The organism is Nocardia sp. 2TAF39, assembly GCF_052114905.1.
In the GTDB taxonomy this organism is placed as follows: Bacteria; Actinomycetota; Actinomycetes; order Mycobacteriales; family Mycobacteriaceae; genus Nocardia.
Map to the genome: position 1 here is coordinate 1 of NZ_JBFRFQ010000029.1, position 17,153 is coordinate 17,153.

The 17,153-nt window shown below is 67.2% G+C and carries 13 protein-coding genes; 5 read left to right on the forward strand and 8 right to left on the reverse strand.

Annotated features, from left to right (window positions below; translation table 11 throughout):
• Positions 1-343 precede the first annotated feature (343 nt).
• From AB4Z47_RS18895 to AB4Z47_RS18910, 4 genes are read right to left on the reverse strand one after another with little or no spacing between them, the layout of a single operon-like run.
• Positions 344-3,550: an MMPL family transporter gene (locus AB4Z47_RS18895; protein ID WP_441952437.1), complete on the reverse strand. Its 3,207-nt coding sequence runs from the start codon at positions 3,548-3,550 to the stop codon at positions 344-346.
• Entirely contained in the window at positions 3,550-4,278 is a 729-nt protein-coding gene (locus AB4Z47_RS18900; RefSeq protein WP_441952438.1) for an NYN domain-containing protein, read from the reverse strand. The genes AB4Z47_RS18895 and AB4Z47_RS18900 overlap by 1 nt, the downstream gene beginning before the upstream one ends.
• The gene (gene trmB / locus AB4Z47_RS18905) at positions 4,278-5,087 is read right to left on the reverse strand and encodes a tRNA (guanosine(46)-N7)-methyltransferase TrmB (RefSeq protein ID WP_441952440.1); all 810 of its coding nucleotides are present in this window, start codon (positions 5,085-5,087) and stop codon (positions 4,278-4,280) included. The genes AB4Z47_RS18900 and trmB overlap by 1 nt, the downstream gene beginning before the upstream one ends.
• 59 nt (positions 5,088-5,146) lie before the next feature.
• Positions 5,147-6,493 carry a lipase family protein gene (locus tag AB4Z47_RS18910; protein ID WP_441952442.1) on the reverse strand — a complete coding sequence of 449 codons (1,347 nt, stop codon included), beginning with the start codon at positions 6,491-6,493 and terminating at the stop codon, positions 5,147-5,149.
• Between the two features lie 164 nt (positions 6,494-6,657).
• On the opposite strand from AB4Z47_RS18910, the gene AB4Z47_RS18915 reads away from it, so the two are divergent.
• The 4 genes from AB4Z47_RS18915 to AB4Z47_RS18930 all read left to right on the forward strand — a co-directional run bounded on the left by AB4Z47_RS18915 (position 6,658) and on the right by AB4Z47_RS18930 (position 12,324).
• The gene (locus AB4Z47_RS18915; RefSeq protein WP_441952528.1) at positions 6,658-7,440 is read left to right on the forward strand and encodes an SDR family oxidoreductase; all 783 of its coding nucleotides are present in this window, start codon (positions 6,658-6,660) and stop codon (positions 7,438-7,440) included.
• A 65-nt stretch (positions 7,441-7,505) separates the two neighbouring features.
• Complete coding sequence (locus tag AB4Z47_RS18920) at positions 7,506-8,639, forward strand: hypothetical protein (protein WP_441952444.1); 1,134 nt, start codon at positions 7,506-7,508, stop codon at positions 8,637-8,639.
• Positions 8,626-10,257, forward strand: a complete 1,632-nt coding sequence (locus AB4Z47_RS18925) for a hypothetical protein (RefSeq protein ID WP_441952445.1) — start codon at positions 8,626-8,628, stop codon at positions 10,255-10,257. The genes AB4Z47_RS18920 and AB4Z47_RS18925 overlap by 14 nt, the downstream gene beginning before the upstream one ends.
• A gap of 234 nt (positions 10,258-10,491) precedes the next feature.
• Positions 10,492-12,324, forward strand: a complete 1,833-nt coding sequence (locus AB4Z47_RS18930) for a phosphoenolpyruvate carboxykinase (GTP) (protein WP_441952447.1) — start codon at positions 10,492-10,494, stop codon at positions 12,322-12,324.
• A gap of 140 nt (positions 12,325-12,464) precedes the next feature.
• Here AB4Z47_RS18930 and AB4Z47_RS18935 read toward each other — a convergent pair whose 3' ends face one another.
• The 3 genes from AB4Z47_RS18935 to AB4Z47_RS18945 form a co-directional block, all read right to left on the reverse strand.
• Positions 12,465-13,061 carry a GNAT family N-acetyltransferase gene (locus tag AB4Z47_RS18935; RefSeq protein ID WP_441952529.1) on the reverse strand — a complete coding sequence of 199 codons (597 nt, stop codon included), beginning with the start codon at positions 13,059-13,061 and terminating at the stop codon, positions 12,465-12,467.
• Between the two features lie 269 nt (positions 13,062-13,330).
• Positions 13,331-14,005: a hypothetical protein gene (locus AB4Z47_RS18940; protein WP_441952449.1), complete on the reverse strand. Its 675-nt coding sequence runs from the start codon at positions 14,003-14,005 to the stop codon at positions 13,331-13,333.
• 602 nt (positions 14,006-14,607) lie between these two features.
• The gene (locus tag AB4Z47_RS18945; RefSeq protein ID WP_441952451.1) at positions 14,608-15,780 is read right to left on the reverse strand and encodes a glycosyltransferase family 4 protein; all 1,173 of its coding nucleotides are present in this window, start codon (positions 15,778-15,780) and stop codon (positions 14,608-14,610) included.
• A gap of 114 nt (positions 15,781-15,894) precedes the next feature.
• Here AB4Z47_RS18945 and AB4Z47_RS18950 point away from each other — a divergent pair, with 114 nt between their 5' ends.
• Entirely contained in the window at positions 15,895-16,680 is a 786-nt protein-coding gene (locus AB4Z47_RS18950; protein WP_441952452.1) for a class I SAM-dependent methyltransferase, read from the forward strand.
• Between the two features lie 17 nt (positions 16,681-16,697).
• Here the strand turns inward: AB4Z47_RS18950 and AB4Z47_RS18955 are convergent, their stop codons facing one another.
• Complete coding sequence (locus tag AB4Z47_RS18955; RefSeq protein ID WP_441952454.1) at positions 16,698-16,988, reverse strand: hypothetical protein; 291 nt, start codon at positions 16,986-16,988, stop codon at positions 16,698-16,700.
• Between the last annotated feature and the right edge of the window lie 165 nt (positions 16,989-17,153).

Genomic DNA, 17,153 nt, shown 5'->3' on the forward strand with positions numbered 1-17,153 from the left:
CACATCATCCCACATCATCCACCACATCAGCAGGGAAAACCCTGGTCAACAACCCCACCGACACCAAATCCGACAGCCGACGATCCGACTCCGGCTTCACCCATCCACCACGAGGCACACCGACACAATACCGCCCCAGCCATTAACTGAACGGTATTGCGGCTAGCATCGCCGGGCTCTACGGTGTGACCGCCACGACGGTGTCCAACGGCGTCGCGACCAGCGCGCGAAACGAATTCGTCCGCGGCCGCAGCACGTTTGCGTTTCTGCGGATGGCCGTTGCAGCACCGCTGAGTCTGTGCACTCGATCGCGTGCCGCGGCCTTTCGCCTTTCGGGGGTTGTTCACTCGCGATCGCGGCGGCGCAGCAGTTCGTTCACGCTGACCGTGCGTCCGTCGCCGCCATGGTGGCGGCCTTCGTCGGGCTTGCCGATGGGGCGGCGGGAGGAGCGGAGTTCGGCCATCCAGTTCTCGATGCTGCTGCGGTTGCTGTCCGGGCCGGCAGCGGATTCCTCGGTCGGCTCGGCGTTGGGTGCCGCGTGATGGGTGGGACTACTGGTGGCGTCGCCCGGGGTAATGGGTGGCCGAGGATCCGGCGGCGTGGTAGCCGACCGCGGCGCCCCATCGACCGCCGGGACGTGCGCGATGCCCGACTCGACGGTCGGAACCTGTGCGAGGTCCGAGAGCGGTCCCGGTGCGGTGCTCGAGAGCCGGTGCCGTTCCGGCGCGATGCCTGAGTGTCGGTGCTGTTCTGGTGCGGTATCCGAGTGTCGGTGCGGTTCTGATGCAGTGCCTGAATGCGGGTGCGGTTCTGGCGCGGTGTCCGAGAACGGTTGCGGCTCCGGTTCGGCCGCGACCGTCGGGGTCGACCGTGGTTCGGGTGGCAGGACCGACGGCGTGATGGGGCGCGGGCCGTTGTCCGGTGTGGGCGTCGAGGGGGCACTTCCGCGTGGCCCGTTCGGCTCCCACGTCAGGCCTGCGGACGGATTCGAACGCGAGCCTGTCGGATCATGCGGAATCGCGGACGTCGACGGCGGTCGCGGGTCGCCCTGCTCGGGCGGCGCGGAGCGCGGACCGGGCAAGGTCCACGGACGGGGGTGATCTCCCTGTGTGGGTAGGGAATTCACTGGCGGTGTCGGTCGCGGCCGGGTCGGATCCAGGGGTGCGGGCGCCTGTGGTGTAGAAGGTGCGGGCGCTGCCGCAGGCGGCATCCGGTCGAACCGCCGGGTCGGCGCCTCGGCCTCGATCTCCTCGACGGTGCGCGGCCTGCGCGGTTTACGCGGCACCTTGTTCGGGGCGGCGACCGCGGCCATCTGCATGGTCACCGGGTCGGTGATCGGAGTGGTCTTGACCAGGTCGACGAGGTCGCCGCCGACACGCTCGTCGTCGAGGATCGGTTCGCCGAGCCCGATCTTCTCCTGCACCTTCTTCATCCAGGCAGGCGCCCACCAGCAGTCGTCGCCGAGAAGTTTCATCGTGGCCGGAACGAGCAGCATGCGCAGCACCGTCGCGTCGATGAACAACGCTGCGATCATGCCGTAGGCGATGTACTGCATCATCACGAGGTCGGAGAACGCGAACGCGCCGGTGACGACCAGCAGGATCAGTGCCGCCGCGGTGATGATGCGACCGGTCTGCGCGGTACCGATCCGGACCGCCTCGGTGGTGCTCGCCCCCGTGGCACGCGCCTCGACCATGCGCGACATCAGGAAGACCTCATAGTCGGTCGACAGACCGTAGATGATCGAGATGATCAGCACCAGCACCGGCGACATGATCGGCTGGGGCGTGAAGTTCAACAGGCGCGCGGCATGACCGTCGACGAAGATCCAAGTCAGGATACCGAGGGTGGACCCGAGTCCCAGCGCGCTCATCAGCGCTGCCTTGATGGGCAGCACCAGCGATCCGAAGGTCAGGAACATCAGCAGCGTCGTGACCAGCAGCACCAGTCCGATCATCAGCGGCATCCGGCTCAGCAGCGCGTCGATACTGTCCTTCTGAATCGCCGGTTGTCCGCCCACCAGCATCGTGACGCCATCGGGCAGTTCCATCGAGCGTAGGAACTCGATGGTCGGGTCGGCGTGTTCCGAATCGGTCAGCGTCGTCGCGGTCTTGAAGATGGTGCGATCGTTCGGCGCCGTACTCGGCGGGTAGGCGAACTCTCCCGCGAGCCCGGGCGCCTGGCTCGCGCTCTTGACCGCCTTACCCACGGCAGGAGTCAGATCGGTGCTGTCGATCATGAAGACCAGTTCGATCGGATCGGACTTGCGCAGCGGGAAGACGCTGTCGAATTCTTTCTGCGCCAGCCGAGTCGCGTTGTCGGGCGGCAGGTAACGCTCGTTGATGCCGCCGAACTGGAGATTCTTGACCGGAATGATCAGCAGCAACAAGACGATGCACAGCGGGATCGCGATCTTGAGCGGGTGCTTCATCACCCATCGGGTGGATCGGCCCCAGAACCCGCTCTCCACCTCCTCGGCGGTCTTGGTCTTGCGGAACCGCCTGAAGCCCAACATGTCGACGCGCTTGCCGAGTACGCCGAGCATGGCGGGCAACACCGTGATCGAGGTCAGCGCCGCCAGCGTGACCGTCGCGATCGCGCCGTAGGCGACCGATTTGAGAAAGCCCTGTGGGAACAGCAGCATGCCGCCGAGGCTGGCGACGATCATGGTCGCGGAGAACACGACAGTGCGACCGGCGGTCATCACCGACCTGCGCACGGCGGCCCGGGTGCTGTATCCCTCGGCGAGCTCCTCCCGGAATCGGCTCACGATGAACAAGCCGTAGTCGATCGCCAGCCCGAGTCCGATCATCGAAACGACTGGGGAAACGAACGAATTCACCTCGGTGAACTCGGTGATGAAGCGGACGATGCCCCACGCGCCGATCACCGTGAGCCCACCGACGATGAGCGGCAGGGCGGCAGCGACGATCCCGCCGAAGATGAAGAACAGCAGCACGGCCACGGCCGGGATGGCGAGGATCTCCATTCGTTTCTGGTCGTCGGCCATGGTGTCGTTCAAGGTGCCTGCGACGGCCTGCAACCCGGCAACCTGCACGTCTACGCCCGGGATGTCGAAGACGTCCTTGACCTTGCGGTAGTTGCGCACCATCTCGGTGTCGTTGTCGCCCTTGATGGCGATCGAGGCGAAGGCGTATTTCTTGTCCTTCGAACCGAAAAGGCTGGTCTGCGCGGGCGCCGCGTCGGTGCGCCAGTACGTCCCGTTGACCTTGGTGATCTCGTTCGGGTGATCGCGCGGCAGGCTGTTCAGGCTGGTGACGATTTTGCTGCTGAATTCGGGATCGTCGACGGTCTTCCCCTGCGGCGCCGTGTACAGCACGATGACGTCGGAGTTGTGGTCCCGCTCGAATGCCGCGTCCTTGATCCTCGCCGCGCGTGCGGATTCCGACGTGGGATCATCCCACCCGCTGGAACTGAGGTGGTCTTCCAGACCGAGGCCGTAGGCACCGAGAGCCAGGAGCCCGGCCATGAGGACGCCGATGGTGGCGAAGCGCAGCCGGTAGACCAGATCGCCCCAGCGTGTGAACACTAAGCGACTCCTTGGGCGGGGCGAGAGGTGAGCAGTGCCGACAGCGGCCGGAACGGCTGCAGCCAAGCACCCTCGTCGGGCAGCGATTCGAGGCTCACTCGGGGCAGCGGTTCACGGAACACGCCCGGAATATCCTCGAGGTCGATGAATTCGAGAGTATCGGATGTTACGGCCCAACTTGCGTGCTCGCGGAAGCCGAGTACCTGAACCGGCACGCCGGTGGTGGCGAGCTCCTCCAGCGGCTCGCGAAATGCCTGGCCGTCGGCCGAGGCGACCATGATGCCGGCCAGGCCCGCGCCGCGGCTGCGTAGAGCGATATGCGCCAGCATGTCGGCGTCGACATCGGAGTCCTCATCGATCTTCGGTTTCGCGAAGACCGCGTAACCGACGTTGCGCAGTGCCTCCACCCATGGCCGGACGACGTCCGCGGTGCCCGGCGCGATGTTGGTGAAGACCGTGGCTTCGGGCTCGACCCGGTGCGCGCTGCCGGCCGACAGTTCGGCGGTTCTGGCCAGCAGCCAGCGGCCGAGCGCATCGAAACGGGGGCGATAGGCGGCGGTCGGCCGCCCGCCCAGAATGGCGCCGAGGCCCATGTCGAGGTTCGGGGCGTCCCACACCAGCAGGACCCGGCGGACGTCCGGCGTCACACCGCCGAGTCCTTCCGCTCCGCCCCCCTGCACCTCCCCGGCAACATCGACCACTTCGTGGGCCATCGCACTGACGCTCATCAGTCGATCTTCCCCCATATGAGCTCTGTGATGGCGCTACCGGCGCGATGTGCCTTGCCTTCGAATTTCGTGACCGGTCGTTCGAAGCCGATCGGCGCGGTCGCCCGATGCTCGGCGCTGACCCCTCCCGTGGTTTCGTTCAGTCCTCTGAGCAGTGGTTCTGCCATGCCGACCTGGTAGATGTGCTCCGCGTAGCCTGCGTGGTCGGTGGCGACGTGCAATACGCCGCCGGCCTTCAGGCGATTCGCGATCAACGCGACCGTCGCGGGCTGCAGCAGCCGCCGCTTGTGGTGCCGCGCCTTGGGCCACGGGTCGGGGAAGAAGACGCGAACGCCCGTGAGCGATTTCGCGGCAATCATGTTTTCCAGCACATCGACGGCGTCGCCGCGCAGCAGCCGGATGTTCTCGATCCGCTCGCGCTCGATGCGCTGCACCAGCTGGGCGAGGCCGGGCTGGTAGACCTCTATGCCGATCAGGTTCAGGTGCGGTTCGGCCTGTGCCATGGCGGCCGTCGCGGTGCCGGTGCCACAGCCGATTTCGATTACCAGCGGGGCGTCGCGGCCGAACCAGGCGGACGCGTCCAACGGCTCGTCGGCGACTTCGCGGCCGATCGTCGGCCACATCCGGTCCCAGGATTGCTGCTGGGTCGCGGTCAGGGCGCCACGGCGGGACCGGAAGCTGGTAACCCGTGGATACAGGCGGGAGCCGGTCTTGCGTCGGGGCCCGCCTTCAGCCGGAGCCGAAGCTGTGGACGGCGGGCCCGGAACTGACTCGGCAGTATGGTTCGCGGCGTCGTTCACGGCATCCATTGTCCAGTATCGAGCGATCAGTGCGGCAGTCGGTCGCGCTCGGATCACTGAGCAGGAGGTCAGGCGGCCCGCGCCGGTGCGATCCGTGCCGCGGGCGCCTGCTCCTGACGCAGCGGGCGGCCCAGCGCGACCTTGGCCGCGGTCACCGCCATGTCGAGCAGGCCGCGCACCCCCGCAGGCGAGGCCGCAACCGACCATACGGTCGTATCCCCGCCGTCGCTCACCGGTTGCCCGGCGAGTCGCTCGGCCAGCCACTCCAGACTGATCGGAGTGGACAGCGGCAGCAGCGAGAAGTGCTCGCTGAGCCGGTCACGCACGTAGGTCACGACGGCACCGCCGCGTCGGTAACGCGCTACCTGATCATCGATGCCGTCCACATGGATGATTTGGTCGTGCACCGGCTGCACTACGAGCAGCGGGCAGGTGGGCGTCGTGTTGCCGAGCCGCAGATCATCGAACATCGCCCGCAGTGGCGGGGTGTCGAGCACCTCGGCGAGCGGGCGGCTGAGGAAGTCGTCCACCTTCTTGTTGGCCAGCCCGAGGATCGCGCCCAATGGTGTCGCGTTCTCCGCGCGGACGACGAAGCGGTGGCCTTCCGGCGTCAGCTCGTTGTCGATCACCGCGGCCAGGGCGGGATAGAGCCTGCGTAGTGCGGCGATCACGATGGCGGGCAGGCCCGCGTAGGGGGTCCCGTTCAGGCGGTCGAACACCTGACGGGGATCGCCGACCGGTGCGCCGAGCACCGCGCCGACGATGTCGAGCTCTGGCGCGTACGTCGGCGCCATCTCTACTGCCCACGAGCTGGCCATGCCGCCGCCGGAGTAGCCCCACACCGCCACGCGGGTGTCGGCGCCGAGTCCGAGCGGGGCGAACCGCAGGGCGGCGCGAATGCCGTCGAGCGTGCGGTAGCCGGGCTCGCGCGGGGCACCGAAGTTTCCGTGCGGGCCCTCGTGGTCGGCGATGGTGACCGCCCAGCCGCGGCGTAGCGCGTTCGCGACGAGCAGCCATTCGAGCTGGGTGACCGAGCCGAGCGCGTCGGCGCCGCGGCGCAACGCATACGACGGCGAACACTTTTCCGTGACCGCGTCGATCGCGGTCTGGAATGCCAGCAATGGACGGTCCTCGTCCGGCTCGGCGCCGATCGGCAGCAGAACCGTGGTGACCGCCACTTCCGGGGCGCCGTGCAGGTCGCAGCTTCGGTACAGTAACTGCCACGCCGAGACCTGTTGTGGGACAATGCCGAAAAGCGCCAGATCGATCTTCCTGGTGCGGAGGATGGTGCCGGGTGCCTTTGCTCCGAACCCCTTCGGTGGCCGGTGGAAGGGATCCCTGCTCGGCAACGGGGGCTTGTGGTCCGCGGCTGAAGCGGGCTCCGGATCGACAGTGCCGATGACATTCGCGGTCATGACACCTCCTCATCGTCGAGTCGGTTGCTGCATTCGAACGTTGCGTTGATCGAAGCGTTATTCGAACATTGCGTTTTGGTAACGGCTGGACCATAGGAGGGTATATGACCGACCGCAGGTCTGGGAACCCCCTGGTACGAGGCCGCGGGACTAGGATTACCGGCATAAGCAGACCGACAGTGTTCATCACCGGGGCCGCGGCCGGAATCGGACGGGCCACGGCCCTGCTTTTCGCTGCGCACGGATACCACGTCGGGGCCTACGACATCGACGAGGTGGGCTTGACCAGGCTCGCCGCCGACATCACCGGCAAAGACGGCAGCGTGCGCACCGGGGTGTTGGATGTGACGAACAACACGCAGTGGGCACAGCGACTGGCCGAGTTCCACGCCGCGGCCGGGCGGCTGGACATTCTGGTCAACAACGCGGGCATCCTGAGCGCCGGGCCGTTCGAGTCCATCGAGCTGTCCGCACACCAGTCGATCATCGAAGTCAACCTGGGCGGTGTGCTCGCCGGAACCCACTGCGCGTTCCCCTACCTGCGCGACACCCCCGGCGCACAGGTGGTCAACCTCTGTTCGGCGTCGGCGATCTACGGCCAGGCCGAGCTCGCAAGCTACGGCGCGACCAAGGCCGCGGTCAAAAGTCTCACGGAGGCATTGGATCTCGAATGGGAACGCCATGACATCCGCGTGATCGCGATCTGGCCGCTGTTCGTGGCCACCGCGATGGTGGATGGCGTGGCGACCGGGACGACGAAGTCGTTGGGCGTCTGGCTGACCTCGGACGATGTCGCCGCCGGAATCTGGGACGCCACGCGCAAGCGCGGCCGGCTGCCGAAGGTGCACTACGAGATCGGCGCGCAGGCAAAGGTGCTGGCGACCGTCGCCAAATACACGCCGAACTGGGCAGTGCGGACCGTGAACAAATACTTCAGCGGCCGCTGAGCGGTCGAGCCTGTCCCGCGACCCGACTTCTGACAGAATTGCGCCCCGTAAAGGGGGTGTGCAGCATGCAGACAGCCACCGAATCTCATGGGCCGCTGCGGGAGCGCGGCGTACCAGCGTCCGAACGCGACCAGCTGGACAAACTGCTCGCCGAGTTGCGCTTCGGGACGGGCCGGGACGTGCAGATCGGGTATGCCGCTGCGGCGGCCGTCAGCACCTGGCGTAAACCGCCACGCATCCAGGTGACCGGGCGCGCGCACGCGGGACGCACCACGGTGCTGCACGCGCTCGCGCTCATGTCCGCGGTGGAGACCGAGCCGGTGGACGAGCCGGGGCTACCCGACCCGGTGCTCGACGCTGACATCGTCGTGTACGTGCTGTCGGCCGCGCCGACACCCGCCGACCGTAGGATGCTCGCTACGCTGCCGCCGGGGCGGGCGGTCGTGGCGCTGAACAAGGCCGACGCGATCGGCGCCCGCTGGAGTGACGCGGTAGCCGCGGCCGAGCAGTACGGCAGGGAACTCGGTAACCCAGTGCTTCCGGTGGTTGCGTCGCTGGCGGCGCGCACCAGGGCGGGCGCGGTGAGCGGCGAGGATCTCGCCCTGCTGCGCAGGCTCGCCGCCGAGGCGGACCCGTCGCTGATCCTCTCGCCGGATCTGTTCGTCGCGCCGGGGCCGGATCTCGCGGAGCGCGAGCAGTTGCTGCAGCGCTGGGATCTGTATGGCGTGGTCTGTGCCTACGCCGCCCTGCGCCACCACCCGGAGCTCTCTGCGCAGGCGTTGCTGCAGATCCTGCACGCCGCAAGTGGGATCGACGCGCTGCACCGGCTCCTACACCGCCGCTACGAACAGGTCTCCGCGCTGCGCGGCGGCGAACTGCTCGACGACCTGGCCCGGCTCGCCGCCCGTGCGGTGCCGGGCGAGGGCGAGCACGCCCGCGACGTCCTGGAGTCCTATCTCTCCGGTGATGACGCCCTCTGGCTCGGACTCTGTGCGGGGCTGGCCCGGCCCGAGGTCGCACACCTCGCCGCGGGCTATCCGTCCCCGGCGCCCTCCGACGCCGACGACGCGATATCCCGCGCCGCCCGCTGGCGCGCCGTCGTCTCCAGCGACATGCCCCCCGCCGCCCGCCGCGCGGCACTTCGTGTGCACAACGGTTACGTCCGACTATGGGAACGGATGAGCAGTGCCGGACTCTGAACCTGCGGAACCGCCGACGGTGACGTCCCCAGGGCAGACGGCCGATACCGACGTGGAGCGAACCGCTGCGGCGGAGCAAACAGTCGTCCGCCCCGCCGACGATGCGCGGGCGCGGACCGAGCTCGCGCCGTCACCCGAGGTCGAGGCGGTGGTGGCTCGATGGAACCCGCAGGGCATCGCCCTGCTGCGCGCGGTGCACGGGTCCGGCGCCGCGAGCACGGTCACGGTGATCGGCCCCGCCGATGCCGACACCACGCTGCTGCGGACCGAACTGGCCCGGTTCGAGCCGCGCGTCGAACTGTCCGAGCCGCTGCCGGACGCGAGCACGGCGGTGGAGACCACCACGTCGCCCTCGGTCAGCGCGCTGTCGGCGGTCGCGCTGATCCTGCTGGACGCGGGCACCACTATCGGCGCGGACATGCTCGGCCTGATCGGAAGGTTGCGCGCGGACGGAACGCGAATCCTGCTCGCCATGAACGGCATTCACGCCTACCAGGACTGGCGCGCCGTGCAGTCGCGCAATCTGGAGCTGTTGGCCGGCCAGGGTGCGGCCGACCTGGCCATCGTGCCGGTCTCGGTGCGGCTCGCGGTGGCGGCCCGCACCGCGGGCGACGCGGGACTGCTGGATCGTTCCGGCCTCGGCGCGCTGCATGCGGAGCTGACCGCCGCGGCCTCCGGCGCGCACGCGGCAAGCGGTGAGCGGCTTGCGGCGGTCACCGGCCGGGTCCTGGCCGATACACGTCAGCGGGTGGTCGAACAGGTGTCCGCACTGCGCTCCGGCAGCGAATCGGCGCGGCTGCGCGAGGAGCGGGCGGTGCTGCTCGCGGGCCGCGACGGCGGACGCGCCACCGCGATGTCGACACTGCGCGGGCAGCTGCACCTGGCCAGAGTCGACCTGATGACCGACATCGGCGCGCAGGTCCGTGCGCTGCACACCACCGCTCGCGGCGAGCTCGAGCGGCTGCGACGCGCCGAGCTCCGCGGCTACCCCGATCGGCTCCAGCAGGGCGTCACCGAACTGGCCGGCGCCGTCGACCGCACCATCGACCACCGTCTGGCCGAACTCCGCTCTCGAATGGACAGCGTCGAGGGCGGCGTGCAGCCGCGACGGCGTGATCCGGCCCCGCGTGTCGGCCCGGACCCCGAGCCGAGACATCGAGGTGTCGAAGATCACCTCATGATCGCGCTCGGCGCGTCGGCCGGTGTCGGCCTCGGTCGCCTGCTGGTTGCTCCGCTGTCGCTGCTGCCCGCGCTGGACGTCGCCAGTGTCCCGGTCGCCCTGCTGCTCGGCGGCGGCGCCGCGGCCTGGGTGGTCCGCGCGCGCGGACAGCTGGCTGATCGAGCGCATATCCGGCAATGGGTGGCCGACGCATTGATCAATGTAAAAGCCCAGCTCGAGCAGCGGGTGGCGACCGCGCTCGTGGAAACCGAAACCGTGTTGGCCGATCGTGTGGTGCAGGCAAGCACCGCGCGAATGGTCGACATCGACCGCCGCATTACCGAACTGGAGGCCCGGCTGCGACGGATGGCGGCCGAACAACCGGGACAACTCGCCGCATGCGAGCGCGATATCCGAATCATTGATCGCTGGATCTTGCCTGTTGAAGTAACCAACTGATTGGGTACACAGTGAGGAACCCGATTCCGTACCGGTCGTCACATCGCGTTAATCTCTAATCAGGAACTTGGGCGTCCGCTAAGTCCTGGTACGCCGCCCATCCTGGGTGCGCTTTCGACTGGTCGTAGCGGGTGCCTTCCCGCCAACGGTGGCGCTAGGTGTGTTCGCGCTGGTCATGGGCCTAGGGCCAGGCGGCGAAGCATCGAACAGCCGCCCATCTCAGGAGAGTTTTTCATGACCTCAGCGACCATTCCTGGTCTTCGTGGATCCGACGGCAAGGCGCCGACCGAGCACAGCGAACTACTCGCCTGGGTACTGGCAGTCGCAGAACTCACTCAGCCGGAGCGAGTGGTCTGGGCTGATGGTTCGGACGAGGAATGGGACCGGCTGACCGAACAACTCGTCGCGGCGGGGACGTTCAAGCGGTTGGACGAGAAGAAGAAGCCGAACTCCTTCCTCGCGCTCTCCGACCCCTCCGACGTGGCCCGGGTGGAATCCCGCACGTTCATCTGCTCCAAGACCGAGGCCGACGCGGGCCCGACCAACAATTGGGTCGACCCGGCCGAGATGCGCGCCACGATGACCGAGCTGTACCGCGGCTCGATGAAGGGCCGCACCATGTACGTGGTGCCGTTCTGTATGGGCCCGCTGGGCGCCGAGGACCCGAAGCTGGGTGTCGAGATCACCGACTCCGAGTACGTCGTCGTGTCGATGCGCGTGATGACCCGGATGGGCACCGCCGCCCTGGAGAAGCTGGGCGCCGACAAACCGTTCGTGAAGGCGCTGCACTCCGTGGGCGCGCCGCTGGACGAAGGCCAGCCCGACGTGCCGTGGCCGTGCAATGACACCAAATACATCACCCACTTCCCCGAGGATCGGGAGATCTGGAGCTACGGCTCCGGCTACGGCGGCAACGCACTGCTGGGCAAGAAGTGTTACTCGCTGCGGATTGCGTCCGCGATGGCCCACGACGAGGGCTGGCTGGCCGAGCACATGTTGATCCTCAAGCTGATCTCTCCGGAGAACAAGGCCTACTACATCGCCGCCGCGTTCCCGAGCGCCTGCGGCAAGACCAACCTCGCGATGATCCAGCCGACCGTGCCGGGCTGGCGGGCGGAGACCCTGGGCGACGACATCGCCTGGATGCGCTTCGGCAAGGACGGCCGCCTCTACGCGGTGAACCCGGAGTTCGGCTTCTTCGGCGTCGCACCGGGCACCAACCGCAGCTCCAACCCGAACGCCATGGCCACCATGGACGCGGGCAACACCGTCTACACCAACGTCGCGCTGACCGACCACGACGACGTCTGGTGGGAAGGTCTGGAGGGCGAGCACGACCACCTGATCGACTGGAAGGGCAACGACTGGTACCTCCGGGAGACCGAAACGCTTGCCGCCCACCCGAATTCGCGCTACTGCACGCCGATGGAGCAGTGCCCGATCCTGGCTCCCGAGTGGGACGACCCGCAGGGCGTGCCGATCTCGGCGATCCTGTTCGGCGGCCGCCGCAAGACCACGGTCCCGCTGGTGACCGAGTCCTTCGACTGGCAGCACGGCGTGTTCATGGGCGCCACGTTGTCCTCGGAGCAGACCGCCGCCGCCGAGGGCAAGGTCGGCACCGTGCGTCGCGATCCGATGGCCATGCTGCCATTCATGGGCTACCACGTCGGCGACTACCTGGGACACTGGATCAACGTCGGCAAGAACGCGGACGCCACGAAGCTGCCGAAGATCTTCTACGTCAACTGGTTCCGTCGCGGCGCCGACGGCCGGTTCCTGTGGCCGGGCTTCGGTGAGAACTCCCGCGTGCTGGAGTGGATCATCGGACGCATCGAGGGCTCGGCCGACGCCGAGGCGACCGCGATCGGCAACGTGCCCACCGCCGCGCAGCTCGACCTGGACGGCCTCGACGTCGACGCCGATGATGTCGACGAGGCGCTCGTGGTGAACGCCGACGAGTGGCGCAAGGAGATCCCGCTGATCGAGGAATGGTTCGAGTTCGTCGGCGACAAGCTGCCTTCCGGCGTGCGTGACGAGTTCGAAGCGCTCAAGCAGCGTCTGGGCTGACACTCCACCAAAAGTAGCACCGCCCGCGCCATCTGGCAGATGGCGCGGGCGGTTTCTTTTGCGCGGCAGGCGGTTCCCGCGTCGAAGACGGGCGACGGGTCACCCGGTGAAAATTTCGTCGGGCTTCCGCGATGAACTCGTCACTCGCGACGCGGAATGTCGCAGCTACCGCGGAGCCGGGGAACCTCGGCAGGTGTTCGCGGAAGGGCATAAAGTGCCATGCGGCGATTCGGCATCTGATGCTCACCCAGAAATGCAAAGCCGGCATACTCACAGATCTTGCGAGCCTCGGTGTTTCGGTGATCAGGGTCGACCATCAGTCGCTTGCACTCGGGTTCGAGTTCGAACAAACTTGCCACCACTCGAGGCAATAGCCTTGGGCCGAGACCACGCCCGACCAGATCGTCCTCGGCAGCAGCGACGTGTAGACCGATATCGTACGGGTCCGCGTCGTATACGGTCGCAATGGAATCCTGAGCGGAACGATAGAACTCGAAATAGCCGCCAGGCCTACCCCGGAAGGTTCCGATGACGGGTCGCGAGTAGGTGCCCTCGACTTGAGCTTTCAGGTGGCGATACCAGCGCTCGGTCGGCCAGTCTTGTTCCCATGCGGCAACCAACCGTGGCTGGCGCATCCAGTGCGCGATCAACTCGGTGTCGGAGCTGTCCGGGTCCACGACCCGCACCCCGTAAGGGGCGGCAACTTTCGGGATGGGTGGCGGCGGTACGGCCAACACCTCAGGGGCCAATCCATCAGTGAGCTGCCGGGGCAGAACCTGCGGGGTTACAGTCAAATCGGATCCTCACTACTTCACAACGCCGTGATCATCCTACGGAGACCCGGTTCACGACTTTCGCCATTGTGGGGAGTGCCTGAGGCTCCCTCGTGGGGACGGATCGAACCCGGTCGCCGTCATCGACTCGGTCCGGCACCTTCAGGCGGCTCCGCCGATTGGCCCGGCAAAGCCTCTCGACAGGCCTAGCCGGCCGAGGCCGAGTGGGAACCTCACTCCTTGTCGCGTGGCGGCTTTTCCTCGTCGTACGGCTGGTTCATGGTGTTCTGGAACTTCATCGCAGAGGCAATGCCCACCGGGACGCCGATTACCGCAGCGCCGACGATGGCACCCAGCCCACCGAGCAGACCGGCACCGGCAAGACAGCCTGCGATGAGGGTGAGGCCTGCGGCATCGAGGACGGGTGCCCCGAAGACCGCACCGGCCACTGCACCGGTACCGCAGCCGATAGCCGCGCCGATCGCACCACCGGCCAGAGTTCCGATCGAGGTGGCCAACTGGAACTCGTTGACAGCGGCCTGTATCGCCGCGTCGAACCGTTCGGTGTGGGGATCAGCGCTGATTTGGTCGAGGTGCATTTCCGGCGTTGCGGCTTGCGCAGCCGCCTTCGCTTCCGCCGGAGCCTCGACGGCTTCCAGCGCCTTCGGCTCAACCGCGAAAGACGCAACGCCGGCCACTGTGTTGCCGGTCGCGTCCTTCACCTGAAACTGCCCGCCCTGGGTGATGAGCGTGGACATCCCGGTCTCGATGACCACGGACTGGTCCAGGGTGTTGCTGGTGTAGTGCACCCCCGGCAGGATCTCGGTACTCAATGTGCGCCCGTCCGGCATCGCGGGCCCGGCGACCGCCGTAGCGGACCCGACTCCCACCGCACTCACAACCGTCAAGGCGATAACGGTAGCGCGGGTGACTTTATTCATGTTGTAGGCCCTTATCTCTGAGATGCACTGACTGCGCGGTGTCGGTCGGTTCGTCGATGAGCCTTCCCCCGTTCGTGGGTGCGAATCCGCTGTAAGCACCACACCGACGAACCCCATTTGCTGTCCGCGCCGTCCACTGAGCTTTCGACTTCAGGAAGTAATTTAACGGAAACGATTTTCGTTGTCTATCAGACTTCCCATCGGCGAAAATGGTTTGCGACAGCTACCGTAGGTGGACGAAATCCGATGTGTGGCAATGCATCATGAGTAATTTTGCGACCCCGGACACTTATCCGTGCCGGGTGCGCCCCGCGACCTACTGCGGCAATTATCGACTTGTAGACCGTGCTGCCGACAAGGAACGCCCGGCGGCGTCAGAGTGAGTCGGACGCGAAGGACTCCTGCCCGAGGTAGTGAGAAGTCTCTGACTTGCACAAGCGCAACCGATGTCACCGCAGGTGCGTCGAGACATGACCGACAACCTCCGCAAGTCGTACCCGGCGGATGGCATCGGCCAGGCCGCAGCCGAGCAGTCGCCCACGACCGATAAGGCGAGCGGATCGTGCGGATCAGTCGGCTGTACGTGGCGCGATCAAGCCCGCGATGGGCTCGCCACCGGCCGCGGCGGACAGGACTTCGTAGACGCCGTTTCCCGTCTGCTCCCAGGAGAACTCGCGTGCGCGGGCGCGAGCCTTCTCCCCCATGACTGTGCGCGCCGCCGGATCGTCGAGCAGATCGCCTACGGCATCGGCCAATTGGGTGACGTCATCGACCAGGATGCCGGTCGCGCCGTCGACGATGGAATCGGTGAGCCCACGCGAGCTCCGGTAACCGATGGTCGGCACGCCGTGCTGGGCGGCCTCGATCACCGCGAGTCCCCATCCCTCCTTGCGCGAGGGCAGCACGTGCACCCACGCACGGGCGAGCAGTTCGTGTTTGCGGCGTTCGTCGACGTGGCCGTGAAAGGTGACGGCGTCGGCGATATCGAGTTCGTGGGCGTTGTCCTTCAGGTTGTCGGCCCACCAGCCGTCGCCGATCACGTCGAGGCGCAGGCCGGGAACGCGATCCCGCAGCCGGGCGACGACGGCGAGCGCGTCCTCGATCTGCTTGTGCGGCACCAGGCGTGAGAGCACCACGACGGTCGGTGCGGCTGTGCGCGTTTCCGCGGCACCGGTGGGGGCGTCGACTGGAACCGGTTCGGCTCCATTGCGGACCACCGCGATGCGCGAACGATCCACGCCGAGCGTGGCCAGCTCCTCGGCCGAAGGCAGCGAAACAGTCAGATATTGGATGCCCCGATGCACGCGCGGCGACAGCCGCGACTCGATCCACCAACCGATCCGACCGACCAGCCGCCCGGCCACCGGCCACTGCTCACGATGTCCGTGGTGCACCAGCAGCACGGAGGGCGCCTTGGTGACCGCGGTGGCGAAGAACGGGATGCCGTTCTGGGTGTCTATGACCGCGTCGGGGCGCACGCCGCGCATCGGTCCGAGGCCGAGCCTGCCCAGCGCGAGCGCGGCGAGCGCGCGCGGATACACGGTGTAGCGCCCACCCGCCCTGCTGATGTCGATGCCGTCGATGCGTTCCCGCCGCGGCGCCCCCGGATAGCGGGCGGTGCGCAGGGTGACCTTGACCCCACGTGCCGCGAGCTGCGCGCCGACCTGCTCGAGGTACCGCTCGCTGCCGCCGCCCTGCGGGTGCCCGGTGTCACGCCAGCAGAGCAGGAGGACTTCGCGCACAGTGGAGCTTCTCTCGGTCAGGTGGTCTGGTGGGGACGTCGGATATCGCGCTACACCCTAACCCGAGCACCCGCCGAGAATGCCGACCGTCGGGCTTGTGCGAAACTCTGCGCCGTGCTCAAAGCCGAAACAGTGCCCACGGGGGGTGACTCGCCCCGGTTCGCCCGTCGGGCGACCCTGCGCCGATCGCTGCGATTGCTCGGCAGCTTCCGGTTCGAGCAGACCGATCCCGCGCTGTTCTACGGTGGCCTCGCCGCCGACAGCACGACGATGATCGCAGACTTCTACGCCGACCTCACCGGCCGGTCGCTGGACGGCGCCACGATCCTCGACGTCGGCGGCGGACCGGGCTACTTCGCGGACGCGTTCGTCCGGACGGGTGCGCGCTACATCCCGGTGGAGCCGGATCCCTCGGAGATGCACGCCGCGGGGCTCTCGGTCGCGGGTGCGGTCCGCGGGTCCGGGATGGCGCTTCCGTTCCGCGACGAGGCGGTGGACATCTGCTTCTCGTCGAACGTCGCCGAACACGTGTCGCAACCCTGGGTGATGGCCGACGAGATGGTGCGGGTAACCAGGCCGGGCGGGCTGATCGTGCTGTCGTACACGGTGTGGCACGGACCGTTCGGCGGGCACGAGACCGGACCGTGGCACTACCTCGGCGGCGAGTACGCCGCGCGGCGGTATCGGCGCAAGCACGGACGGGAGCCGAAAAACCGCTTCGGTACTTCGCTGTTCGCGGTGCGCGCCGCGGACGGATTGCATTGGGCGGCGCGCACTCCCGCCGACGTGCGCACGGTCTTTCCCCGATATCACCCGCGGTGGGCCTGGTGGATGGTTCGCATCCCGGTCGTGCGCGAGTTGCTGGTGAGCAACCTGGTCGTTGTAGCAGCTAAAAGTTAGCCGAGCTAATGCTCGAGTTATCCGCTACGCCAGCGCCGCTTGCTGTACGGCGCACGCAGCGGCTCACTCCACGGCGATTCGAGAATGGCGAGTCCGACGGTCTCCAGCGGGGTGAGCCCGACCAGATCGGCCAGCGTCCTGACAGCGGCGACAGCTTCGGCGGCCTGCATGGCCGCGGTCGCTTGCTCGATCGTCAGGGTGCGTCCGGGTAAGAAGGAGACCACCCATCCTCCACTGCCGACGCACTTCGCTTGATGCTCGGTCTGATCGCTGGTCATCAGCGATCGGCGGATCACTTGCACAGCCATGACTCGGACTCCCCAGTTACGGTATCGGTTCATGAATCGAGCGAGCTGATCAGTAGCTACAGCATCCCTTGTCCAGCAGTAGAACGCAATAGTGCGTTCTACGAAAAGCGAACCGAGAGGTCGGGATTCACACTGCTCAGGGGGTTGGCATGGCGAAAAACTAGA